Source organism: Acidaminococcus sp. BV3L6 (assembly GCF_000468835.1).
Taxonomy (GTDB): Bacteria; Bacillota; Negativicutes; order Acidaminococcales; family Acidaminococcaceae; genus Acidaminococcus; species Acidaminococcus intestini.
In genome coordinates, this window is sequence record NZ_AWUR01000038.1 from 62,370 (window position 1) to 87,392 (window position 25,023).

The window sequence follows — 25,023 nt, forward strand, 5'->3', positions numbered from 1 at the left end:
AGAAGGTGCTTTCATGATCAAAGATGTAAGACTCGGTAATGATCTGGAGCAGCCCTGCCTTGTCCGTCTGCAGAAGGTAGGTACAAGCTCCAATGGCAAGGCATACGCCCGGGGCCTTTTGGAAGATAACAGCGGAACCCTTCCTTTCATTTGCTTTGAAGCAGGCCCTATCAATCGCCTGCGCACCATGGAGGGACCGACGCCATTTATCATTGGCGGCCGTGTCGATGCCAATAAGTATGCATCACCCATGGGCGGTCAAAACCTGCAGGTCATTGTGCAGAAAGTTGTTCCTCCCGATGGGGAAACCGATTTATCCATGCTGCTGCCTACAGGACCCATCGACCTTGAGTCCTTGGAAGTGGAATTTCAGACCCTCATCGGGCGCATCCAGGATGAACCGCTTCAGCGTCTGGTCAAGCAGGTGTTTTCTGGGAAGCGGTATGAACGGTTTCTTAGGAATCCGGCAGGAATGCGGCTTCATCATGCGTACGTCGGCGGTCTGCTGCATCATACGGTTTGTGTGGCCCGCCTGGCTCTTAGCATGGGCAAGACCATCGGTGGGGTGGACCTTGACCTCATCCTTGCTGGAGCCCTTCTGCACGATATCGGTAAGCTTCGGGAAATTTCCGCCGGCCTTGGCTTCCCTTATACGACGGAAGGCCGGCTCATGGGCCATATTTCCATGGGGGCCATGCTAATCAGCCGCATTGCGGAAAATATCCCGGATCTTTCCCGCATCCGTCTTGACGAGCTTCTTCATATCATCCTTTCCCATCATGGGGATCACGAAAAAGGTTCCCCCGTCTTTTGTGCGACGAAAGAGGCCTTTATTGTTCATTACGCCGATGAAACGGATGCCGTCCTGAACCAGTTCCAGACAGATGGAAAAGAAACCTGGGCCTTTAACAAGATGCTCCAGCGTTTCCTTGCCGTAAACCCTTTGGAATGAGATAAACTGAAAAGCTGCAAAGACATGAAAAACGAGTTCTTTGCGGCTTTTTTGGTGGGGAAAAAAGCTGCCTGCCAATAGGCAAGATTGAGGGATTGCGCTTATCAAGGCGAAACGTCCATCGCCGAAAGATTCGCAAACAGTAAACTGCATTAAAACGGCAAAGGGAGAAATCGTGGAGGAAAGTTAAGCGAGTCTTCAAATTATTTGCTGAGCTTTATGTTGAAAAATTCGTGCAGAAAGCTTTCACAGACAGACAGCGACGATAGGCCCGGTCGGAGTTTTCTCTGCCGGAAAAGTCGGTGCTCCAATATAAGAAGGCGGAGTACAGAGCCCTTTTATCCCTTACATCCCACCTAACAGAGTATCAGGCAGATGCTAAAAGTAACGGAACCGTTTTCGTGACCGACGAAGTTTCAAACAGACTTTCCCTGCAGGATTGTAACCACCAAGCTTAGTTGCGGGAGTGGGTGGCAGATGAAGAGAGGTGTTTTTTCCTTCGTCTCCATACGAACGGTAGTGAGGAACATTTTTCGATGGTTCAAGGCTGCCTGTAAGCACAGCTTGCTGTACTAGCAAGACCGCAGAATCGTGTTATCAAATGATCACTTCGGCGCTCTCCCAAAGGGCGGTTTGACACTGGCCTTCCGGTCATTTCCCTTCGTGTTTTGGCATCGCCGCACTTAAGTCTTTTCCCAGCACCGAAGGTGCTATGCTGCCTGGCCTTTCAGGGCCCATGCCTCAACTAGACAGCTTGACAGCCGCCATTATTTTTCCTACTGGCCTTTATCTTTGCTCTAAACAAAATCTTCCTTGACATCCATCTTCTAATAATGCTATAATTTAAAATTTGACTTTATTCCAAGATTATGTTAAACTAACATCATGGGTATTTGACCATGCGGTCAAATGGGTTGATTTTTGTCAGGAGGAGGTGGCTTACATGTTTACCGTAGGGGACAAGGTGCTCTATCCGATGCACGGTGCGGCCGTGATTCGAGACGTTGAACAAAAGGTGATTGATGGCCGTCAGATTGATTATTTCGTATTTGATATGCTCCTAAGCAACATGAAAGTCATGGTTCCTGCCGGTAATGTTGAAAAGGTGGGCATTCGTCCTATTGTGGATAAGTCCGTTATGCCCAAGGTTGAAGAGGTCCTCAAGGCTCGTCCTGAAAATAGGATGAAGCGGATTACTTGGAACCGTAGATACAATATGTACATCGATAAGATGAAAACGGGCAGCATCTTTGAAGTGGCCGATGTGGTTCGTACGCTGGCCGTCCAGGAAGAGGATAAGAAGCTTTCCACGGGGGAACGGCGTCTTCTTTCAACGGCAAAGCAAATCTTGTTGAGCGAGGTCATGCTTGTTGAATCCGTTGACGAAGAAAAAAGTGAAGCTTGGCTTGAAAAATTCATTTGACACTGCTTTCTTGTAAGCACCCTTTCGTTTTGTGCGAAAAGGGTGTTTTTCCTTTATGGCCCTGATTGTTCAGTCGGTTTTGACTTCATTTTTTATCTTTTCATTCAGAGTAGAGTATAGTACAATAAGGGGATGAAATTTACAAAAGGAGGTGATTTTATGCTTGAAAAGATTTCCCGGTTTCTCATTATTCTTGTCTTTGCCATTTCGGGTCTGCTCATTATGGAAGTTGCATCACCATTTTTATCCCAGTTTGTGAGCAATGAGTATCTAAAAGTCGGCTTCCTCGGTGTTACGCCGCTGCGTCTTGTCCTAGGTCTATTGGGTCTTGTTGTCTTTGGCTCCTTGGGAAAATGGGCCGCTCCGTTTCTCATGAACCTCATCATGCGTTTTTCCGAACGGATGGCCATGTACCTTGCTGATCTTCCTACCAGTGATATTTTTGTCCTTGCCATTGGCGTGATTTTGGGCCTCATTGTAGCGGCTCTGCTGGGAACGAGTTTTTCCCGTCTGCCCATCATTGGACCGTATATTTCCCTCATCTTCAGCATCCTTGGCGCTATTGTAGGGGCTAAAGTGGCACTGAACAAGCGGACTGATATCGTTTCCTTTTTTAACCGGATCTGGTTTTCTTCGCGCGTAAAGGAAAGTTCGAAAAAGACCGCATCCCATGTTTCCCGCACTCATAAACTTCTTGATACCAGTGTGCTTATTGATGGCCGGATCCTTGAAATCATTCGTTTGGGATTTCTTGAAGGGACCATCATCATTCCCAAATTCGTCCTGGAGGAGCTGCAGAAGATTGCCGATTCGGCTGATACCTTGAAACGCAATAGAGGCCGCAGGGGTCTGGATATTGTGCAGGAAATCAAGGATCTTAAAAATGTTTCCATCGAAATCGTCGATAAGGATTTCGATGACTTGACGGAAGTTGATGCAAAGTTGGTCCGCCTTGCGGCCCAGATGAAAGGTGTCCTTGCGACAAATGACTTCAACCTCAGCAAAGTGGCCAAGATCCAGGGCGTGCCGGTCTTGAATGTCAACGACCTTGCCAATGCCCTCAAACAGGCTGTGCTGCCTGGGGAAGAACTAAGGATTTTCCTTGCTAAGGAAGGTAAGGAACAAGGCCAAGCCATCGGCTATCTTGATGATGGCACCATGGTCGTTGTCGAAAATGGCAAACGTTCTGTCAACCAGACCGTGCCCGTTACTGTGACGAGCGTGCTGCAGACATCGGCGGGACGGATGATCTTTGCGAAAATGAAATGATGGGAGAGACGGATGGAAGAACAGCTTTATGGAATCATTGCCGCGGCCGGCATGGGAAAACGGGCTCAGTTGGGGTATAATAAGAACTATGCACCCCTTGGGCATGTGCCAATCTTGGTTCGCAACCTTCATGCGTTGAGCGGCATTGCCTTTCTTACCCATGTTATCATAGCCGTTGCCCCAAAGGAATTGACAGAAGCTCGGGCCCTGCTTCAGAAATATGAAGCGGCTTTTTTCCCTACCTTATCTTGGTCCCTTGTACCAGGCGGCAGAGAACGGCAGGATTCCGTAGCCTGTGCCTTACAGACCTTGCCCAAAACCGCTTCTTGGGTGGCCGTCCATGACGGAGCAAGGCCTTTTGCGGATGCCGCCTTATTTGAACGTGTTTTTTTGGCGGCTAAGCGAAGCGGGGCTGCCGTTGCCGCGCTTCCCGTCAAGGACACCATCAAGGTTTCCACCAATGGGAAAGAAACCCTGCAGACCTTGAAACGCAATGAACTTTACCGCGTCCAGACGCCGCAGATTTTTGACGTGGCACTCTTGCGGAGGGCTTTTTCCTATGTGACGGCCCATAACCTTGTCGTAACCGATGACGCCAGTATGGTGGAGGCCTTAGGGCATCCTGTATCCCTTGTTGAGGGTCTGGAGGAAAATTTTAAGATTACAACGCCGGAGGACTTTATCCGCGCCGAAGGCGTTCTCAAAAAGGAGCAGATTGCCATGGATTTTCATGTAGGATCAGGCTATGATGTCCATCGTCTTGTCCCTCATCGGCCGCTCATCCTCTGCGGGGTCACCATTCCGTACGAATTGGGCCTTGAAGGTCATTCCGATGCCGATGTTGCCCTTCATGCCTTGATGGATGCAATCTTAGGCGCCGCTGGCATGGGGGATATTGGCCGCCTCTTCCCAGATTCCGATGATGCTTATCTGGGAGCCGACAGCAGGAAGCTGCTGCGGGAGGTGATCGGCCGCGTTGAAGAAAAAGGCTGGCATATCCATAATGCCGATGTGACCATCATCTGTCAGCGGCCTAAACTGATTTCCTACGAAAGGGCCATGCTGGAAAATCTCCAAGAAGATTTAGGTCTTTCCGGTGACGCGCTGAACGTCAAAGCCACGACAACGGAAAAACTAGGCTTTACAGGAAGAGGCGAGGGGATTGCCGCGGAAGCGGTTGTCCTCCTCAAGAAATGAAATCAATCATGATTTTTGTTAATCAATTTGGAGGCGTATATCAATGGAAAAAGAAATGAGAGTACGTTTTGCACCGAGCCCGACTGGCCCGTTCCACATCGGCGGCGCCCGTTCCGCACTTTTCAACTGGCTTCTGGCTAAACGCATGGGCGGTAAATTCGTACTGCGCATTGAAGATACGGACCGGAAACGTTCTACGCCGGAATCTGAAGAAAACATTAAGGCCGCTTTGAAATGGCTTGGTATCACTTGGGATGAAGGGGCGGACGTGGGCGGCCCTTATGGCCCCTACCATCAAATGGAGCGGCTCGATATCTATAAGAAATATACTGACCAGCTGCTCAAGGAAGGGAAGGCCTACTATTGTTACTGTACGCCGGAAGAGTTGGAGGAAGAACGGCAGGCTCTCCTCAAGGACGGCAAGATGCCCCGCTATATGGGCAAATGCCGCCACCTGACGGAAGAACAAAAGGCCCAGTATGAAAAAGAGGGCCGCAAGCCTTCCATCCGGCTCAAGGTTCCTGAAAATGAAACCATCGTCGTCCATGATATGGTCCGCGGCGATGTTGAATTTGATTCAAATGGCATTGGCGACTTCGTCATTGTAAAAAGTGATGGGATTCCTACCTATAACTACGCCGTGGTCATTGACGACTATCTGATGCATATCACCCATGTTATCCGTGCGGAAGAACACCTGTCCAACACGCCGCGTCAGCTCCTTGTCTACGAAGCCCTTGGCTTTGAAAAACCGGTCTTTGCCCATATTTCCCTGATCCTTGGCACAGATCACACGAAGATGAGCAAGCGTCACGGTGCGACGAGTGTTGACGCCTATCGGCAGCAGGGATATCTGCCGGAAGGTATCGATAACTTCCTGGCCCTCCTTGGTTGGGCCCCTCAGGGTGAAGAAGAAATCTTCAGCATGGAAGAAGCCTGCAAGGTCTTTTCCATGGACCGCGTGGCCAAAAACCCTGCAGTCTTTGACATCAAGAAACTCAACTGGATCAACAGTCAGCATATCCGGAAACTGACGCCGGACGCCTTCTTTGAACTGGCCAAACCCTTTATGGTGAAAGCCGGCTACATGACGGGCGACGAAACAGGGGAAAAGCTTGACTGGCTGAAACGCGTTGTCGCAACGGCCCAGACTCAGGTCGACTACGGTGCCCAGGTGCCGGAAAAGGTTGCCCTTTACTTCACGGATGATTTCGACTTCGAAAACGAAGAAGCCGTCTCCGTCCTCAAAGAAGAAACAGTGCCCCTTGTCATGAAAGCCCTCATCGAAGGCTTCCATAGCCTGGATGAACTGAACCACGACAGCGTCAAAGGGGTCTTCAAAGCTGTCCAGAAAGGCAACAAACTCAAAGGCCAGCAGGTCTACATGCCGTTCCGCGTAGCCCTCACGGGAAATCAGCATGGACCGGAACTTGCTGAAATGATTCCTCTCCTTGGTGCTGACCGTGTGGAAAAACGCATCATGAAGAGCCTTGAAAAGGCCCATGTGAGCCTCTAAGAAAGGAGCATGATATGAGTACCATCCGTGTATATAATACAATGACCCGCAAAAAAGAGGAATTCGTTCCTCTTCATCCGGGGAAGGTGGGCATCTACGTCTGCGGCGTCACGCCTTACAACCATCCCCATATTGGCAATGCCCGTCCTTTCGTTGTGTGGGACGTTATCCATCGCTTCCTTGAACATGAAGGCTATGATGTGACCCATGTACAGAACTTCACCGATGTAGATGACAAGATCATCCGTGAAGCCAATAAAGAAGGCGTGACGTGGGACGTGATTGCTAACCGCTATATCAAGGCTTATTTTGAAGTCATGGATAAGCTTCATGTACGCCGCGCCCACGTCTATCCCCGCGTCTCCGACCATATTCCGGACATTATCCATACGGTCCAGCAGCTCATCGATCATGGGTACGGCTACGTCGTTGACGGCGATGTCTACTACCGTGTGGAAAAGTTTGAACATTACGGCGAACTGTCCGGCCGCACGCTGGACGACATGATGGCCGGTGCCCGCGTTGACGTGGATGAACGCAAGGAAAACCCTATGGACTTTGCCCTTTGGAAATCGGCCAAACCGGGCGAACCGTCCTGGGACAGCCCTTGGGGCAAAGGCCGCCCGGGCTGGCACATTGAATGCTCGACCATGAGCACGAAATACTTGGGGAGCTCCTTTGATTTCCACGGCGGCGGCAGTGACCTGATCTTCCCACACCATGAAAACGAAATTGCCCAATCTGAAGGTGCTACGTGCTGCCATCCTTTCGTGCGTTACTGGGTCCATAACGGCTTCATTACCATCAATGAAGAAAAGATGTCAAAATCTCTGGGCAACTTCTTCACCGTTCTTGATATCCTGAAGGAATACGAACCGGAAGTGCTCCGTTATTTTATCCTTCAGACCCATTACCGCAGCCCCTTGGATTTTTCCGATGTGCGCCTCAAAGAAGCCAGCCGCAGCTTGGAACGGCTCCGCACGGCGGCGCAGAACCTTACTGAACTAAAGGGCGTTATCAGCGTTGGTCCTGATGAGGATAGTCTTGCCCTGCGGGAAAAGGTGTCGGGCTTTGTGGAAAGCTTCCTCGAAGCTATGCGGGACGACTTCAATACTTCCCTTGCCATCAGCTATCTCTTTGCCCTCGGCAAGGAAATCAACATTCTTCATCAATCCGTCATGACCGGCGGCCAAAAGCCGGATGGTAAGCTTGTCGATATGATGGATAAGGCCTGGAAGGAAATGACCTCCATCATCGGTATCCTCGAAGAAGACCCTGGCGCCAAGACCGAAGCCGTAAAAGACGCAGATGAAGACGCAGCGGCCATTGAATCCCTTATCGCGGAGCGTCAGGAAGCACGGAAAGCCAAGGATTTCAAGAAAGCAGATGCCATCCGTGACGAACTTGCCCAAAAAGGCATTCTTCTGGAAGATACGCCTCAAGGCGTGCGGTGGAAAAGACAGTGAGATTTGAAACGTACAAAAAGATGCGGGACCACGCCCTTGCCGTCTGTGACGGACCGTTGCCGGACGTGGATCCTCATCTGATTAACCCTATTGAGCTGGCCTATATTGGCGACGCCGTTTTTTCCCTATATGTGAGAAAGCGTCTCTTGCCCGTGTCCGGTCACGTCCAAGTCCTTCATGATCTGGCGGCCCGTATGGTTTCTGCGGTCATGCAGGCCAAAGCCATGGACGGTATTGAACCCCAGCTTACAGAAGCAGAAGCTGTGGTCGTGCGTCGTGGACGTAATACGAAGTCGACAGTCCCCAAAAGCGCGACTGTCCGCGAGTACCGGCAAGGGACGGCTTTTGAAGCCCTCATGGGATGGCTCTACCTTACAGGGGAAACGGCGCGCCTTGAAATACTGATGAAGGCGTCTTTTACCCTCATTCAGCAGGCCATGATGAATGAAAAGAGAGGATAACCTTATGATCAGCTGTAAATTGATCCGCTATACGCCGGATCCGGACCGTACCGTTGCCATGAGTGCCCATCTGTGCTATTCCCCCATTGGGGCCGCCCAGATCGAGGAAGACATGACAGATGACCAGGTACGCCGTCTTGTGCGCCAGCTCGCCCGCATGGGACATACATCCACTTTTGAACACGTGACATTTACCTTTGCCATTGAAGGCGTATCCCGGGTGCTGACCCATCAGCTTGTCCGTCACCGGATTGCGTCCTATTCCCAGCAGAGTCAGCGCTACGTGAAGGAACATGACTTTGAAACCATCGTTCCACCGACCATTGCCAAAGATCCTGCCCTGAAAGAAAAATTCGATGGTCTCTGCGGTAAAATCCAAGCCCTTTACAATGAGATGACAGAAGCGGGCATTCCCGCCGAGGATGCCCGTTATATCCTGCCTAACGCGACGGAAACCAAGATCGTCGTCACCATGAATGCCCGCAGCCTGCTGCACTTTTTCGAGCTGCGCTGCTGCAATCGTGCCCAATGGGAAATCCGGGCTTTGGCGAACATGATGCTTGAAGAAGTGAAAAAAGTGGCACCCATTCTCTTTGGAAATGCGGGACCGACCTGCGTGACTCAACGCATATGCCATGAAGGCAAGATGAGCTGCGGCCGTCTTGAAAAACTTTTCGCAATGGATCGTCAGAGGGGCCAGAATAAATAAGGAAATGTATCGCTTTTTTGATCATGAAAAAGAAGGAACCGTGAATAACTTCGCGGTTCTTTTTTGAAGGAGCAATGAGATGGGATACGATTCAATCGAAGAAATCCAGAAGCAGACCCATGAATGGGACTTTATCAAGGAACTTCCGGAAACTATAGGCGTTTTCAAGAAGAAAATAACGGATTACATAGAAGGCCAGGTCCTTTTTATCTGCCGTTATGAAGCCCCGGAGCTGAGGGCGAGCGTCGATTTAACGTATTCGGCAGAAACCTTTGATTATATCTTGGTGAGAACCATGGGGCTCAATTCCTTCCGTGATGTCCGACTGATCTATAAGGAAAGGGACGTCTTTGAAGAAAAGACCAAGAAATACCTGCCTCTGGTCATTAGCAATATGGAGCATCCGGAACAGATGAACCTGGGCGAACTGTATGAAGCAAAAAAAGTCGAGGACTGGGAATTTGGCAAAACCTTGCCCAAAAGAATCGGGTCCTTTGAGCTTTACATCGATCCCAGCCACGCCATTGAACATATCAACGGTTCCATTATTCTTATCGACTATTCTGACTTTGCACGCCGGGATCAACTCATCATCATGTATAACCGACTGCGTGACGAGTTTTTTGGTGAGCTCAAGGTGAACAGCGTTTTCCGTACAACAACGAGTTTTGATGGAAGGAACGTGAAGGAACTGGAAGACAAACTCAAAAAGAATCTGGAACCGATCCTCAAGTGGGTCAGCGAAACAGATCATACGATTTAAAAATCGGAGCCTTGGCTCCGATTTTTTTGTGAGGGAGGGAAAGACCAAACGGTAAAAGAGTGTAACGCTGGATCCAAACCGCTCCTGCAGGGGGGATGGGTCCAAAATGATTCGCCCTTACACGTGTTCTTTGACTTTCCGCTCGCGCTCCAAAGCAGCCTAAGAAACCCGGGCGAAAGGTCCTCACTGCCATTCGTAGAGAAACGGCATGCAGTTTCTCATCCACCACTAAAACCGGGAAATGGCATGAAACGATTTATGGAAATTTCAAAATTTCGGTTCCCCCGCTTTGCAAAGGCGGATCGATGTGTTGCCTCAAGTTCAAAGGGAAAAGACCGAATGCGGACCATATCAGGTGCTGTCATGATCTTTATATAATCAGTTTCTTTCAGAACTCAAATAAAACCAAAGATTCCTCAACCGAACCTGCGTCTACGTCCGATTTAGGAATTATCTTAGGGTCGTACGCTCATGTTCTTTTGCCTGCCAATCTGTTCCCTTCGAGTTTTAGCACTACAAGCATCCAAGCATCTAAGCATCTAAGCCTTTCCCCCCTTCCTAAAATTCCGTATCCATGGTACACTATAAACTGAATTCTCTGCGAAAATGATGGAGGCTTTTCCCTTGAATAGACATCTCAAGCGCTATCTTACGATTACAGCCGGTACTTGCGTTTCCGGTATTGCCATGAACGCGTTTTTCCTGCCGAACCATCTTCTGAGCGGCGGTATTACAGGGCTTGGCATGATCTTGTATTATCTTTTTGGTTGGACCGTCGATGTGACGAACATCGTCTTTAACATTCCGCTTTTTATCCTTGCTTATAAACTGATGAGCCGTGAATATTTCATTAGCGGCATCTACGGAACCTTCGCCCTTTCTTTCTGGATCCGTGTCTTTTCTTTCCTGAATGGGGCCGTACCTGTCACTGACCCGATGCTCTGCAGCATTGCTGCCGGTGTCCTTCACGGCATCGGTCTTGGCACCCTCTACCGCGTTGGCGGCAGCACGGGGGGAACGGATATCATTGGCGGCATCATGCAGAAGTTCTATTCCATCAGCATCGGTACAACGGGATTTGTCATCAATCTCATACTTCTATCCATTGGTGCCTATTGCTTTGGACTGGCACCGGCCATGTACACCATTGTGGCCTATTTTGGCGTGGCCAAGATGAGCAATGTCGTCAATGATGGATTCAATCACAAGAAAAATGTTTTTATCATCAGCAATCGGAGCAAGGAAATTGCGGAAGCCATCATCAATCGGCTGGGCCGCGGCGCGACTTATATCGATGGGGAAGGGGCTTATACCCACGAAACGCGGAAGGTCATTTTCTGCGTTGTGAAACTTACTCAGGTGGCACGCCTCAAAGATCTGGTCTCCCAGCTCGATCCGGATGCCTTTATGATTGTTCAAGATGCACGGGACGTAATGGGGAGGGGCTTTACCCGGGAAAAGAACCACAACATCAAGCGGCCCATTGATTTGCAGTAACCTAGTTGGATAATATGCTTTGATTTGATGAACTTACACGAGCCCACTGCGTTAGGTAGACTTACCTAACGCAGTGGGCTCATGACGTATGACAGGGTTGTGAGTTGAAGGCGCCGTATCTTCAGCGTTTTTTTCGTGGTTTTTCTACTAGCTGCCAAAGATAGCCTTGGCCTTCCCTTCACTGCATTCCAGCTTTCTCTTCTTTCCCCCTCTTGAAAAATGTCAAAAAGTCAAATATAATAAGAGAAGATTATTAGAGGGGAGGGCTCCTTGGGACCTTTTCCTTTTAGCAACCTTTATCGAGGAGGTTTTGAGCATGAGAAATATTGCCGATGTCATAGAACAATTTATTATCAGTGAGCTTTTTGCCAACGACGAAGATTCCATCAATGTCAAAAGAAGCCAGCTTGCGGAAAAGCTTTCCTGCGCGCCCAGTCAGATTACTTATACCCTAACAACGAGATTTACTCCGGATAAGGGCTTTGAAGTGGAATCCAAGCGGGGCAACGGGGGATTCATCCGTATTGTCCGTCTGCCTCAGGAACGGACTCCTAAAAAACTCTCCTTGCCGCCTCAAATTGAGTCAGCCGAAGGTATGGTGGACGCCCTGGTGGAACATCGCATGATTACGATGCGGGAAGGCCGCCTGCTATCTTATTTTCTTTCTTTCCTCGGAGATCACGTGACGGAAAAGGATAAGGAAAAGATGATCGTCTCTGCATACCAGTCCCTGACTAAAGGAGCCTGACCGTGGCTAAATCCGTAACCAAGTACGTCTGTCAAAAATGCGGCTACGCATCCGTCAAATGGCTGGGAAAATGTCCAGAATGCGGGGCCTGGGATTCTCTTGTGGAAGAAGTGGATGCCCCCGTAGATCGCCATCGCCCAAGCTATCTAAAAACAGCTGAACACGTGGCGCCCAAGACGCTTCGTGAAGTGGATAAGGTCAAGGTCAACCGCATACCGACGGGCATCACCGAATTCGACCGTGTCCTTGGCGGTGGCATTGTCCCAGGATCCCTCATCTTATTAGGGGGCGCACCAGGCATCGGGAAATCAACCATTACCCTTGATGTATCGATGAAAGCGGCCAATCGCGGGATTCCCGTCCTTTATGTATCTGGAGAGGAATCGGAGGCCCAGACGGCGATGCGGGCTGAACGCCTGGGCACGGCGTCCGATGCCTTAAAGGTCATGACCGCAACGGAGCTTGGTACCATTTTGGTCGAAGCGAGAAAAGATGCGCCGAAGCTGTTGGTCATCGACTCCATCCAGACCATGTACAACAGCGAGCTTGAAACGGCTGCGGGAAGTGTGGGGCAGGTGCGGGAGTGTACGGCTAAGCTCCTTAATTTTGCCAAGGAATCAAATATCGCCATCATCATTATCGGACACGTGACAAAAGAAGGGAACATTGCCGGTCCCCGTCTTTTGGAACATATGGTCGACGTCGTCCTTCAATTTGAAGGGGATCGTTCCTATACATACCGCGTCCTGCGTGCCCTCAAGAATCGCTTTGGCTCGACAAGTGAATGCGGCATCTTTTCCATGGAAGCAGAAGGCCTCCAGGAAGTGAGCAATCCGTCGGGACTTTTCCTTGAGACAAAGGAAAAGCCCGTCCCGGGATCTGTTATCACCGCCACAATCGAAGGGAATCGGCCCATTCTGGCTGAAATCCAGGCCTTGGCCGCCCATACTCCCTTTGGTATGCCGCGACGGACCGCAGTAGGCGTTGATTATAATCGGGTCAACATGCTCATTGCCATTCTTGAAAAACGAATGGGAATGAACTTTGGGGACCAAGATGCTTATGTAAGTGCCGTTGGGGGCATGAAGATTACGGAACCTGCAGTGGACCTTGCCATTGTAGGCGCCCTTGTTTCAAGCTACCGCAATGTGCCCGTTGGGGCGGGCATCCTCTGCTTGGGGGAAGTGGGGCTTACCGGCGAGCTGCGCCGTGTGGGACTCACGGACCGGCGCATCAAGGAAGCAGCGCAGCTGGGCTTCAAGCGCTTCATCGTGCCGCGGGGCAGCTTTATGAACGGCAAAAAAGCACCCGCTGGTGTGGTCGAATGCCGGACCGTGGAAGAAGCCATTGGCGCCATGTTCCGCTGAACTAAAGAATAAGGACGGAGACTCATCGCACGAATGCGAGGTTTCCGTCCTTTTTTCGCACTTATTCACCAAAAAATTCCACAATTTCGTGGATGGCAAGGGCCATCTGCTTGGGGTTCTGGAACGGGTGGTTGGCTCCTTCGATAGGGATAAAGGTAATGACATTATTTTCGGCAAAGGCCTTTGCTTCTTCAAAAGGAATCATTTCATCCTTTGTGCCATGGAGAATGATGAGATCATCGGCAAAGTCAAAGAATTCGCTTTTCCGTACATCATGGGTCCTAAGATCATCCAGAAAAGCCTGATCAATTTTCATCTTGCGGTCAAATCCAACCTGGATTTCCTTGCCTTTTTTGAGAGCCGATCGGTCCGCTTCCGTAAGGTAGCGGTTCATGCTTTCATCAATCGTGACAGCTGGCGCACGTAGGGCAATGCGGGTAAAGGGATTGCCTTTTTCAAGGAGAAACCGCAGCGTTACATAGGCCCCAAAACTAGTGGAATAGTTATAGACCTTTTCCGCACCCAAGGTCTTTTTGGCGTAGTCCGTAACGATGGCAAGGTATTTCAGGCATTCGTCCATGAGGAGCTTTTTGCGCGCGTCCTCGCCATGACAGGGAAAATCAAAGGCAATGACGGCATCATCCTTATATTTGCTGGTCAGGTGCTGCGCAAAATTTGTGACGCCTGCCGTGTCCTTGCTGCTGCCAAAACCGTGAGTCACAATGGCGACATGCTTAAACCTGCGTTCGTTCTTGCGGCTGTCATGGCAGAAATAGCGGCAGCGGATACTGCAGCCTTCCTCGTTGATCTGTATTTTCTTTTCAATCATGATGGGCCTTCTTTCCTTGGTGGTTCAAGGGACATTATACTCGCCGCTGCCTGATTCGGCAAGGAAGGAGGCGTCATTGCAATCTGCTTATTTTGTGTCGTTGACAACACTTCGGCCGTATAGTATATTTACTTTATATGAGTGTGAAAGATAATCGCGGCAGCGCAAGCTGATGAGGAAAGTCCGAGCTCCACAGGGCAGGATGCTGGATAACGTCCAGTGAGGGTGACCTTAAGGAAAGTGCCACAGAAAACAAACCGCCGGCTCGCCGGTAAGGATGAAACGGTGCGGTAAGAGCGCACCAGCGGCCAAGTGATTGGTCGGCTTGGTAAACCCCATCCGGAGCAAGACCAAATAGGGAAGGGATGAAGCGGCCCGCTGATCCTTCCGGGTTGTGTCGCTTGAGTCCATAGGCAACTATGGAACTAGATAAATGATTATCGTAACAGAACTCGGCTTACTGATCACTCATATCCATTTTTGAATTGTACAGGAGGAATCTTTATGGAAATCATCAATATCTCTGATAAAGCAGCCTTTGATCAACTCGTCAAGGAAAGCACGAAACCGGTCATGGTTGACTTTTGGGCGACCTGGTGTGGTCCCTGTAAGATGGTCGCTCCTATGATTGCACAGATTGCGGCAGAACGGGATGATGTGCAGGTGGCTAAAGTTGATGTGGACCAAGTCCCTGATGTAGCCAGCAAATTTGGCATTGCCGCCATTCCGACGGTCGTTTATTTCAAGGATGGCAAGGAAGCCCATCGCTTTGTCGGCGTCCAGTCAAAAGCCGCTTATTTGGATCCTCTTCAAAGCCTGTGATTTGCATGATGAAGAAACTATCTATTGTAGTCCCCGTCTTTAATGAACAAGAAAATATCCACGAATTTTACAGGCGCGTTACGGAAGTAATGGCGCCTTTATCTTATGACTATGAGCTGCTGTTCATCGATGATGGTTCCCGTGACCAAAGCGCGGCCATGATCCGTGAACTGGCGGATAAAGATCCTCATGTGGAAGGCTATCTATTTTCCCGTAACTATGGCCATCAACTGGCTCTTACGTGCGGACTGGAACACGCCAAGGGGGATGCCGTCATCTCCATGGACGGGGACCTGCAGCATCCGCCGGAAATGATTCCGGAACTGATTTCCCTTTGGGAATCGGGGTATGAGATCGTGCAGACCGTCCGTAAAGCGACGGAAGACGCCACTTTCTTCAAAAATATCACGTCAAGTCTTTATTATAAGCTCATCAATACTATGAGTGAAGTCCGGATTACACCGGGAGGTTCTGATTTTCGGCTCATGGACCGGAAAGCGGTGGATGCGCTGAATTCTTACCACGAACGGGCCCGTTTTATTCGTGGAATGGTGAATAACCTAGGATTTCGGACGACGACCCTGCCTTTTGTGGCGCCGCCGCGTTTTGCTGGTCATTCCAAATTTAACCTAAGAAAAATGCTGCGTTTTGCCCTGGACGGGATTACGGGCTTTTCCCGGGTTCCCCTGCGCCTTGCTTTTTATGCAGGACTCATTTTTGGCATCGGCAGCCTGCTGCTGCTTCTCCATGTCCTCTATGCCTGGATTATGGATGAAGCCGTGCCCGGATGGACGACCCTTGCAGCGGCCGAGTTCTTTCTCGGCGGTGTGGAACTGATGGGCATCGGGATCGTTGGTGAATACGTAGGCCGTATCTTTGAGGAAGTCAAGCATCGGCCTCTTTATATCGTGCGGGAACATATCAAACACGAATATAAGGTGGCGGACGCAATCGCACATATAGTTAAAAAATAAGAGCCAGAACTGCGAAGAAACAAGAAATTTCTCCGCAGTTTTTTGATAGGGAAAGGTAAGGGGCGGCGACGAGGGCATGATTGAAAGCGTACGCTGCAGCCCAATGAGAGCGGAGCAAAGGTAGGCATGCTTTTTGCCCATTGCCTTAGGATGGACAGGAAATGGACCTGCGACCACCAGGTTGACGCTCTGCGTTATCGGTTTTTTACATTTTGAATCCTTTAGCTTAACAGCCGAAGACGCAGGCTAGAGACAGCGTCTTTTGTCTTCCCTTTCGAATTTTATCCTTTTTCGAATATGGGCCTTAGGCAAATCCTGTTTGCTCTAAAAAACGAAAAATTTCCCAAAAGTGGCTCGCCCGCCAAAGGCATTTTTTGGGGCGACTTTACCATGAGTTTGTGTACTGCAACAATTTACGTAGCACCATGATTTCATGGCCATCTCGTAAATCTTAAAATGAGAAAAGAAGGCAACTCGTGCAGAAAATCGCCGCGATTTTTACTCCAAGTAAAAATAAAAAGGGAGGACCGAAGATTGCAAAAAGCTTCCTATATTTTAACTCAGTCCGATTTTTGGACTGAGTTAAAATACAGGGAAAGAACGCTTTTTACTCCACCGCCAGCACTGCAGGTGCGGAACCACCATTTGGGCATTAACCGAATTGACAGCTTGAAAGCGTCTTTTTTCGTACCCATTTCTTGAACAAAATGTGACATATTGGACTTTTTTTCCTTCCATTGCTATAATGTGAAGTGCAGAAAACGTAAATTTAATAAAACCGAATCGTAGGGATACGAACGGAGGACCCAATGTTGGGGTGAATTTCCTTTCTTTTAGGAATAGGGTGTCTCGACCCGAACCCGGCAGCTAACTTCGTAGGTGAATCGAGAGGGTGTGTTTATTATTTTAAAACGGATGATGCTTGGGGCTGTTGCCGCCTTTGTGTTGAGTTTTGCTGCTGTCCCTTTCCAGAGTGCGGATGCAGCGGCATTTCATCAAGGCGAATCGGGGCCGGAAGTGGCCGCCATTCAGGAAAAACTGCTTATGGAAGGCTATGATATCGGGATTCCTGACGGTGTGTACGGCGAAAGAACCGTCGACGCCATCAAAAAATATCAAGCCAGCATGGGCCTTGAAGTGGATGGCATCATTGGTGATTCCACGTACATGAAGCTCATGGGAAAACGGATGCCCCAGTATGCAGGATATGGAGTAAGCCGCGGGCGTTCCTATCATGGCAGCGGGGCAGCGAGAAGGTTGATCTCCCGAGCCTTTGAGTACGTAGGTGTGCCTTATGTCTTTGGGGGAACGACGCCGTGGGGGTTTGACTGCTCCGGCTATACGCAGTATGTCTTCCGTCAGATTGGCATCAGCATCCCCAGAACAGCGGATACCCAGTATTACAGTTATCCAAAGGTTTCTTCCCGGAACCTTCAGCCCGGTGACTTGGTCTTTTTTGAAACGTATGAACCGGGTCCCTCCCATGTCGGGATCTATATTGGCGACGGCAAGATGCTTCAGGCTGGTTCCAGTACGGGCGTGACCGTTTCCGATGTGTTCGGCGGTTATTGGGGTGCCCGCTATATTGGGGCCGCTCGGGTTCTCTAAGTGATAAGCGGTAAACTCAATCCTGTTTTTCAGGGTTGAGTTTTTTTATGCCTGCTCTAGAAAAGCTATGCGAAAGAAAGGAACGTTATGGAACCTTGTACCCTTTGTCCTTTTACCTGCGGCGTTGTGCGTCCGCTTCATGAAGGCGGACCTGGCCACTACGGTGTTTGTCGCTGCGCCATGACGCCTAAGGCGGCGCGTGCGGCCCTTCATCACTGGGAAGAGCCTTGCCTAAGTGGGGAAGACCCTCAAAAAGGCGGCAGCGGCGCGGTTTTCTTTTCTGGCTGCACGCTGCACTGCGTCTACTGTCAAAACAGTGAAATCAGCACAGAAAACCATGGCTGGGAAGTGACGGCGGACCGCCTCCGGGCCATTTATCAGGCGCTCATCGACCAAGGCGCCTATAATATTGACCTTGTGACAGCTACGCAGTATCTGCCTATCATCCTGCCATCGCTCACGCCAGCCCTTCCGGTCCCCGTCGTCTATAATACAAGCGGTTATGAACGGGTGGAGACCTTGCGGCTGCTTGAAGGAAAGGTCCAAATCTATCTTCCCGACCTTAAATACCATGATGATGCCCTGGCCCAGCGTTACAGCCGCTGCAACAATTATTTTACTACAGCGTCCAAGGCCATCCTTGAGATGTTCCGCCAAGTGGGTCCTTATGAGCTTGACGAACGGGGCATTATGCAAAAAGGCGTCATCATCCGCCATTTGATCCTTCCTGGTCACGGTAAGGACAGTATGCGCCTCATCGACTGGATTGCCGATACCTTTTCCCCCGGCGACGTCATGGTAAGCCTCATGCGTCAATATGTCCCCTGCGGCACGGCGGCCCAGTATCCGGAAATCAATCGCAAGCTCACAGATGACGAATATGAAGAAGTGGAACTGCATTTTCTGGAAAGCCGCATCGAAGACGGTTTCATTCAGGAAAGTCCCGCCGCTGATGACAAGTTTATCCCGGCCTTTGATGGTACGGGCATCTTGCCTTAAGGCTGCGGCTTTCTATCTGTGATCGCCTATGGTAAGATAAAAGTAGAATGAACTTCCCTTTTGGGGGAAGAGGTGAGGTGTCTTATGCAGAGAGTCCCCTTAGATCGTCTCATTGTCAGCCACAATCAAGAAGACCAGCGGATCCATCCCTACTACGATGGGATGGTCACGGAGGAGCATGGATTGCCCCTTGACGTTTATTACGAAATCATTTGGAAAAAACGGCTCGGCTTCAGTAACTGGCACTGGCATGAAAAAATCCAGATCCTGCTTGCCATCCAAGGGGATATGGCTGTCATGCTGACGGACCAGAAATTTGAACTCCATCCAGGGGAAGGACTCATCATGAATGCCGGGCAGCTTCACCGCGTGATTCCCCGGCAGCAAAAATCGGGTATCCTTGTCTGCCTGAACCTGAGTCCCAGTGCCCTCGGTCTTCGCAGTGGGTCGTATATGGATCGAAATTTTGTTGAGCCCTATACAAAAAATCCGGAATTTACGGCCGTCCATCTTCATCCCCTCATTCCCTGGTGCAACAAACTGATGGATGAGGTGCAGGGCGCGTATCTCATCAAACGGGGAGGGGAGACGGCCTACGAAGTGGACCTCATGAGCGTCATGTATCGCATTTGGTCCCTGTTCATCAAGAACGTGACCTTTACAAAGGCCAAGAAATCCACATCCGCTCGTCACCAGTCCATCACAAAGACCCTTATGGGCTTTATCAAGGCCCATTACCATGAAAACTTTGCCATAACGGACCTTGCAGCCTTTACAAGTTACAGCGGCAGCGAGTGCTGCCGGATTTTTAAGGAAACGGTCCACGAAACAATTTACCAGTTCCTCAATAAATATCGCCTTGAAAAAGCTGCAGTCCTCCTGCGAAATACAGAACTTCCTGTAAGTGCTGTCGCACAACGAACAGGATTCAGTTCGACCAGTTATTTCATCAAATGTTTCAAACTTCAGACCATGCGCACACCGCTGCAGTTTAGAAAAGAGCTCCATAAGTAAATCGGGCCCTATCCTGACCTCCCGGATTAAGTGATTTCTTCACTTAGTCTGGGATTTTTTTTGTAAAAAGGCGACACGAGGAGAACCCTAAAAACCGATAATGTTCGGGAAAAAAGTGGTGACCGCGGTACACGCAATACGGTCTCCGCACGGGTTTTCCTTGACCTATATGCAGGATGATGAAATAGGACAAATCAAGATCCTCCGATTACACTATGTAATTTAAAGACTTTACAGGGAAATTTGCTGGATAATTCTTTTATCTAACCGTAAATTCTTTACAATTTAGTTGATTTTAACTTTCATGTTGTGACGATTTTCAAACTGATTTATCTACCCATTAAAATGAGTATAATAAGTGTTCAGATATAGCGAACAAATAAGGCGGGATGGATATGAAGCAAAACAGTGCCCATAAGGGCAGACGGTGAGTGTGAAAGGAATTGGGAGATGCCTTTTGAAACCTGTTTGGTCTTGATCCGTCCAGCAGCATAACCCATTTCCTTGTGTGGAACCCCATGGGTTTCTTTGATTACGAGTGAAAAGGAGCGAGTCATCATGATGAATGGAAGAATGGCAGTTGAGGGATTATCAAGATTTTTGGAACTTGGTACGACCCTCGATGATCTGAAGACATTAGTGATGGCTGGCGTTTTTTGATTCCCGTGACCTTGTGAGCCGTGTTACCGGTGGCAGTGTCGAAGTACCAGATTTTGTCAGACTCGAATTTCGCATTTGACACATATTCCCCTATTATTTCTATTGGCTCCCGCTATTTTTGCGGGAGCTTTTTATTCATCGAGATTATACAATAAGGAGTTTAGTTAAGAAAAATAATTGATATTGACAAATAAATATAAATAAGATACCCTCTATAAACAGACTATTTTTATTAAAAAGATAAAAATCCATAGAAATCTATTATGGGGGAGAAGGGAAATGAAACACATCCATCAAACAAAGAAAATCAAATCAAAAATTGTACTAGGCACTTTGCTTATCTTGGGTGGCACGATTTCATCCAGTCAAATGGGAATGACCGCTTCCATCGTACTGGATAAAACACTGACCAAAGAAGATCTGGCAGTCAACAATGGAACGAATCTTCTTTCTTCAGCTTATGACCTGAGGTGGGGGGTTGATGCAGATTCTTTTGAGGCATCACTTCGTGCGCCTGTTTATGATCCTCGGTTTAATGGGTCCAAGACGCCTCAGCTCATTGGCTTTTTAGCTGATACATGGTGGTTTGTCCCAGGCTACGATCCAGATGAACTTAAGGATAAAGTCCGTTTTTCTACTTGGCTGCAGTATGCAACGCATTGGATTACGGCTCAACAAGACATCAAGATTTTAATGACCCCCAACACAAACTATATTCCTGTAGATGATACCGATTCTGATTGGCGGGAATCCCCCCCTGTCAATGCAGCCATATATGCGATGCCAAAACTCGGTCTTCTTGAGATGGAAGCGCAAAAAGGTGACGTGAGGGTTGTCCTTCAGGATGCTTACAGCCCTGATGCGGCATCCACTGATTCCATCGGGTTTTCTCCAGATACCTATGTAATCACTGACGCTGGCTATACAGTCTCTGATGATACCCAGATAGTCGGCAATGAAAAACCTGGTCCCATCCGCTCATCGTCTGTTCCGTCATATATAAAAATCAAGGGAAAGAGCAACTTCATCGGATATGTGAAGAATCAAGAGTGGAAAGAAACCGGCTATGATGAGCGGATCATCCCTCAAAACCATACCGTCCTTTCGGCCTATGGTTCCGGACTGATCGAAGTGACAGCTCGGCAGGGAGATAATACCATTTATACCGGAAAAGGAGCTCAAGATATTACAGTAGGGGTCGACAGTTATTTTTTGGATTGGACAGTCGGAGATTGGATGATGTATAGTCCTGAGTGGCAGCTTCGCGGAAAAGTCGTGTTGAATGCTCCGTTAGGCACCAATCGAATCTATGTTGAACCGGTCCATTCCGCATTCAGTCCCATTACGTATGGAATTGGGGCGCAATCTACGTCGATGTTAGGAGATGGTTATCGACCCTATAAATATCCCATTGAATGGTACGACGGGGACCGCTACCGCTCTCAAGTTGTGCTCTCAGCCAAGGAAAACGAAATCGCAGTATATAGCGGAAAGGCGGCCCAAGAAACAGCTGGCGTCATCCCGAGCAATTTTGGCAAGATTACGATTACGGCGACGGAGGGCAACAATTGCATTACCGTCGGCTCTAAGGGGGAAGGAATCCTAAGCGGTCTTTATGGCGGAGATCATGGAATCCTACTGCTCACAGCGGAAAAGGGCAATAATATTATCTCTCTTGCGGCTGAATCGGTGGCTCGAGATAGGTCTTATGCTGCTGGGATTGGGAACGTAGCGGGGGACGTTACCCTTTCAGCTCCAAATGGCAACAATTTCATAGGAGTCCGACCTGATGGGGAGAAGGCAGCAAAAACAGCCCAGGAAGTTGGACGAGAGCTCCCTAAAAATGCGCGTTATTATGGCATTAAATCGACAGGATTCAAAAATGAACGTTATGACTATTATGGCGGCTCTGTGCAGGTTACAGGTCAAAATAATGAAGTCATTGCGGATGCGTCTGAAATCAAGGGAGCGACGGGAACTGGAATCCGTGTGGATGGAAACAGTACAGTCCTGCTTGAGGCCAGTGAGCGCAATCAAGTCTTGGGGTCTTCTGCTGCAGCCCATGTCTCGGAAGGAAACCTAACCATAAAGGGCACCCAGAACATCCTTAAAGGCGGAGACCAGGGTCTTGTTGCTGAAACTAATGGCGCCAAGAATGATGCGGCCATCCTCGTTGCAGGCCAGACTGAACTTGCGGTCAATGCAGGCGGCACCGCCATCAGAAGTGATGGAAAAGACAGCGAAACGGCAAAAACATCGGTTGAACTGACCTATGAGGAACAGAGCCATATTGCAGGCGACATCAAGGCCAGCGGTGCGGGCACGGTCAGCATCAAGGCATCAGGTGACGAGGCCACCATGAATGTGGTGGGAAATGTCACTGCTTTTGGTGAAAGTGGCGCCACAAAAGGCGGTGCAGTGACCATGGACCTTCAAAATGCCAGCTATTTTGAAGGTACGGCCGATACGGGTCTTGTGACGAGCCGAAATGGATATGATGTCGCCACCGGCACCATTGATGTTACCTTGGGCGAAGGTGCCCTCTGGAAAATGACGGGCTCATCGGCTGTGACGAGCCTTTCGGGAAAGGGCAGTACAGTTTATTTCAAAGACGGCGGTGACGCCCTTGAAATTGGGACCCTTGCGGGCAGCCACACCTTTGCCATGGACCTTGACTTTAACGACAACACCCAGAGTGACATGCTCTATATTGAGAAGGGAACGAGCGATGCCCAGACCCTTTTCATCAAGAACATCGAAGCCCTGGACAAACAGATGTCCGATGGGGACCGTGTACGTTTTGCGACGGTGAAGGATTCGCGGAATGAATTTGTGGAAGGCCGCCCCTACTATGTGGCCCATGGTGTCACCAATGATGCCTTGACTGTCCGATACGCGGATTATGACAGTGACGCTCTGAACGATACGACTCAGTATAACGGCGATACCCATACGAAAAAACCATCGACGGACACGGTGGCAGAAACCTATGGCGGCAAGAACGTCTATCTGGAAAAGAAGCTGGGGACAAAACCCAATGCCGGCGGTGCTTCTCCTGATAAGTCCCTTAAGATGGTCTGGCGTCATGTATCAGATCTCGATACCTTTACAAACCGGTCCGGTGAGTCACAGTACTTCACGCCCGGTGCCAATGACGGGGCTTGGGCCCGCCTTCGTTATCAGAACCTTGGTATCGACGACATGGGCGAACTTGACGGCAATACCTATGAGATGGGCTATAGTAAGGTCCTCCAGGACGAAGAAACGGAAAAGCATCGCTTGAGCCTTTCTGGGTTCTATGGCAAGACAAAGGGCCATCTGGAAGGCTATGCGAGCCATCTTACCGTAAAAAATACCGGCCTTGCACTCTATGACACGTGGAAATTTATCCCGTCCGAGGTGGAAATGGACCAAAAACCTGCCTGGAAAAAAGGCTCCCACAGCTACCTTGATTCGTATATCAAGTTCCATCGTTTCCATACGGATTATGAATCGACGGATGGCCAGACAGGAAACATCTACAAAGGCGAGTATGATCAAAATATTGTCAGCCTTTCCACAGAGTTTGGTCAAGTCGATAAGCTCAGCGAAAAGTGGAGTATTGTACCGCAGGTGCAGGTCCAAGGCTCCTATCTTGATAGCTATGACTTCACCGACTCGATGGGCATCAAGATTGACGCGGACCACGGCTGGAGCCTCATTGGCCGCTTGGGTGTTGACCTTGTCCGGGACCTCAATAAAGAAAAGGATCAAAAGTTCTACCTGAAAGCAAGCGTCCTCCACGAATTCCTTGATGGCATGGACCTTGCCGTCTCTGCCGACGATACCTACCTTAGAAGCCCCGGCGACAGCCAAGGCACGTGGGGCGTCCTCGGTGTCGGATACACCTCACAGATTGGTAAGAACCAGCAGTTCTACATTGATGTGGATCGCTACTTTGGAAATGATTTTGCAAGGACGTATAATATCCGTGCCGGACTGAATTGGAAGTTCTAATAAGAGGCTTTGGCGTGGATGCTTGACTAAATTTACTAACAGCGGCTAGCTAGGGACATCTTCGCTGGCTGGCTCTGACACTTAAAAATTAGTCCCATTGAGGCAGTTGTTAGTAAAATGCGACAGCAGTTTCTGCGGAGATTACATTCATTTAACTAGTGTTCCTATCTTATAAGAGCGTTTCCATAAGGAAATAAGAAAAAAGAGGAAAAAGCCTTACCTCGAATTCATGATATGATTCGGGGTAAGGCTTGATTTATATGCTTTTCTTTAGGTTTGATGCAAAGGCTCGAACAGTCGTGATTGGTTTAGAACCTCGACCCGCGGAGCCGATCTGCCCTAAAAAGGCAGCACGTCAATCTTCGACCGATTTTGAGAGCTCCCTGTGCCTTAGCAATAGAGAAGCAAAAAATCGTGACCGGGCGCTAAAATGATTCGCTTTTGATCGGATCTTTTGCCACAGAACTCGATGCGTAGCATCAATCCGCCATACCAAGGCGGGAGTATCCACCAAGCCGGCTTGGTGGGTGGCGGATGAGGAGGGACGTTTTTTGTCCCGACGTCTCCAAACGAACGGTAGTGAGGAACATTTTCGATGGTTCAAGACTGCCTAGCACAGCTTGCTGTGCTAGGCAGTCCAAAGGACCGTGTTATCGAAAAATCAATTCGGCGCCCACGACCGATAGGAAGGTTTGGGGCGGCGTGTTCGGGTCTTTCTTCTTATTATCCTTTATCGTCACACAAAACCAACAT

19 protein-coding genes, 1 other RNA gene and 1 riboswitch are annotated in these 25,023 nt (G+C 49.3%); of the genes, 19 read left to right on the forward strand and 1 reads right to left on the reverse strand.

Annotated features, from left to right (window positions below; genetic code table 11):
- Positions 1–13 precede the first annotated feature (13 nt).
- The 12 genes from HMPREF1246_RS07070 (at position 14) to radA (ending at position 13,368) form a co-directional block, all read left to right on the forward strand.
- A complete protein-coding gene (locus HMPREF1246_RS07070) occupies positions 14–952 on the forward strand; it encodes a 3'-5' exoribonuclease YhaM family protein (protein ID WP_014128374.1) in 939 nt (312 codons plus the stop codon).
- 943 nt (positions 953–1,895) lie between these two features.
- Positions 1,896–2,375 (forward strand): CarD family transcriptional regulator, encoded by a 480-nt coding sequence (locus tag HMPREF1246_RS07075; RefSeq protein WP_014128377.1) that lies wholly within the window; start codon positions 1,896–1,898, stop codon positions 2,373–2,375.
- Between the two features lie 159 nt (positions 2,376–2,534).
- A complete protein-coding gene (locus HMPREF1246_RS07080) occupies positions 2,535–3,644 on the forward strand; it encodes a PIN/TRAM domain-containing protein (protein WP_021737122.1) in 1,110 nt (369 codons plus the stop codon).
- A 12-nt stretch (positions 3,645–3,656) separates the two neighbouring features.
- Positions 3,657–4,841 (forward strand): 2-C-methyl-D-erythritol 4-phosphate cytidylyltransferase, encoded by a 1,185-nt coding sequence (ispD, locus tag HMPREF1246_RS11005; RefSeq protein ID WP_009016177.1) that lies wholly within the window; start codon positions 3,657–3,659, stop codon positions 4,839–4,841.
- 43 nt (positions 4,842–4,884) lie between these two features.
- A complete protein-coding gene (gene gltX, locus HMPREF1246_RS07090; RefSeq protein ID WP_016459572.1) occupies positions 4,885–6,357 on the forward strand; it encodes a glutamate--tRNA ligase in 1,473 nt (490 codons plus the stop codon).
- A gap of 14 nt (positions 6,358–6,371) precedes the next feature.
- Entirely contained in the window at positions 6,372–7,823 is a 1,452-nt protein-coding gene (gene cysS, locus HMPREF1246_RS07095; RefSeq protein WP_021737085.1) for a cysteine--tRNA ligase, read from the forward strand.
- Positions 7,820–8,284 (forward strand): Mini-ribonuclease 3, encoded by a 465-nt coding sequence (locus HMPREF1246_RS07100; RefSeq protein WP_009016180.1) that lies wholly within the window; start codon positions 7,820–7,822, stop codon positions 8,282–8,284. The genes cysS and HMPREF1246_RS07100 overlap by 4 nt, the downstream gene beginning before the upstream one ends.
- A gap of 4 nt (positions 8,285–8,288) precedes the next feature.
- Positions 8,289–8,993: an FAD-dependent thymidylate synthase gene (gene thyX, locus HMPREF1246_RS07105; protein WP_009016181.1), complete on the forward strand. Its 705-nt coding sequence runs from the start codon at positions 8,289–8,291 to the stop codon at positions 8,991–8,993.
- 79 nt (positions 8,994–9,072) lie between these two features.
- The gene (locus HMPREF1246_RS07110) at positions 9,073–9,756 is read left to right on the forward strand and encodes a hypothetical protein (protein ID WP_021737109.1); all 684 of its coding nucleotides are present in this window, start codon (positions 9,073–9,075) and stop codon (positions 9,754–9,756) included.
- Between the two features lie 624 nt (positions 9,757–10,380).
- Positions 10,381–11,253: a YitT family protein gene (locus HMPREF1246_RS07115; protein WP_016459570.1), complete on the forward strand. Its 873-nt coding sequence runs from the start codon at positions 10,381–10,383 to the stop codon at positions 11,251–11,253.
- A 316-nt stretch (positions 11,254–11,569) separates the two neighbouring features.
- Complete coding sequence (locus tag HMPREF1246_RS07120; RefSeq protein WP_009016184.1) at positions 11,570–12,001, forward strand: CtsR family transcriptional regulator; 432 nt, start codon at positions 11,570–11,572, stop codon at positions 11,999–12,001.
- A gap of 2 nt (positions 12,002–12,003) precedes the next feature.
- On the forward strand, positions 12,004–13,368 hold the full coding sequence (gene radA / locus HMPREF1246_RS07125) for a DNA repair protein RadA (RefSeq protein WP_014128382.1): 1,365 nt from the start codon (positions 12,004–12,006) through the stop codon (positions 13,366–13,368).
- Between the two features lie 61 nt (positions 13,369–13,429).
- Here radA and HMPREF1246_RS07130 read toward each other — a convergent pair whose 3' ends face one another.
- Positions 13,430–14,197 carry an alpha/beta hydrolase gene (locus HMPREF1246_RS07130; RefSeq protein ID WP_021737094.1) on the reverse strand — a complete coding sequence of 256 codons (768 nt, stop codon included), beginning with the start codon at positions 14,195–14,197 and terminating at the stop codon, positions 13,430–13,432.
- Between the two features lie 138 nt (positions 14,198–14,335).
- On the opposite strand from HMPREF1246_RS07130, the gene rnpB reads away from it, so the two are divergent.
- The 7 genes from rnpB to HMPREF1246_RS10500 all read left to right on the forward strand — a co-directional run bounded on the left by rnpB (position 14,336) and on the right by HMPREF1246_RS10500 (position 24,270).
- An RNA gene (rnpB, locus tag HMPREF1246_RS10150) (RNase P RNA component class A) lies at positions 14,336–14,672 on the forward strand.
- Positions 14,673–14,701: 29 nt separating this feature from the next.
- Complete coding sequence (gene trxA / locus HMPREF1246_RS07135) at positions 14,702–15,019, forward strand: thioredoxin (RefSeq protein WP_021737097.1); 318 nt, start codon at positions 14,702–14,704, stop codon at positions 15,017–15,019.
- Positions 15,020–15,024: 5 nt separating this feature from the next.
- Positions 15,025–15,993, forward strand: a complete 969-nt coding sequence (locus HMPREF1246_RS07140; RefSeq protein ID WP_014128384.1) for a glycosyltransferase family 2 protein — start codon at positions 15,025–15,027, stop codon at positions 15,991–15,993.
- Between the two features lie 766 nt (positions 15,994–16,759).
- Positions 16,760–16,889: riboswitch (cyclic di-AMP (ydaO/yuaA leader) on the forward strand.
- 22 nt (positions 16,890–16,911) lie between these two features.
- Positions 16,912–17,601 (forward strand): NlpC/P60 family protein, encoded by a 690-nt coding sequence (locus tag HMPREF1246_RS07145; RefSeq protein ID WP_369794680.1) that lies wholly within the window; start codon positions 16,912–16,914, stop codon positions 17,599–17,601.
- An 87-nt stretch (positions 17,602–17,688) separates the two neighbouring features.
- Entirely contained in the window at positions 17,689–18,600 is a 912-nt protein-coding gene (locus tag HMPREF1246_RS07150) for a 4Fe-4S cluster-binding domain-containing protein (RefSeq protein ID WP_009016190.1), read from the forward strand.
- An 84-nt stretch (positions 18,601–18,684) separates the two neighbouring features.
- Entirely contained in the window at positions 18,685–19,614 is a 930-nt protein-coding gene (locus HMPREF1246_RS07155) for an AraC family transcriptional regulator (RefSeq protein ID WP_021737093.1), read from the forward strand.
- 939 nt (positions 19,615–20,553) lie between these two features.
- Entirely contained in the window at positions 20,554–24,270 is a 3,717-nt protein-coding gene (locus HMPREF1246_RS10500; RefSeq protein ID WP_021737107.1) for an autotransporter outer membrane beta-barrel domain-containing protein, read from the forward strand.
- Positions 24,271–25,023 lie beyond the last annotated feature (753 nt).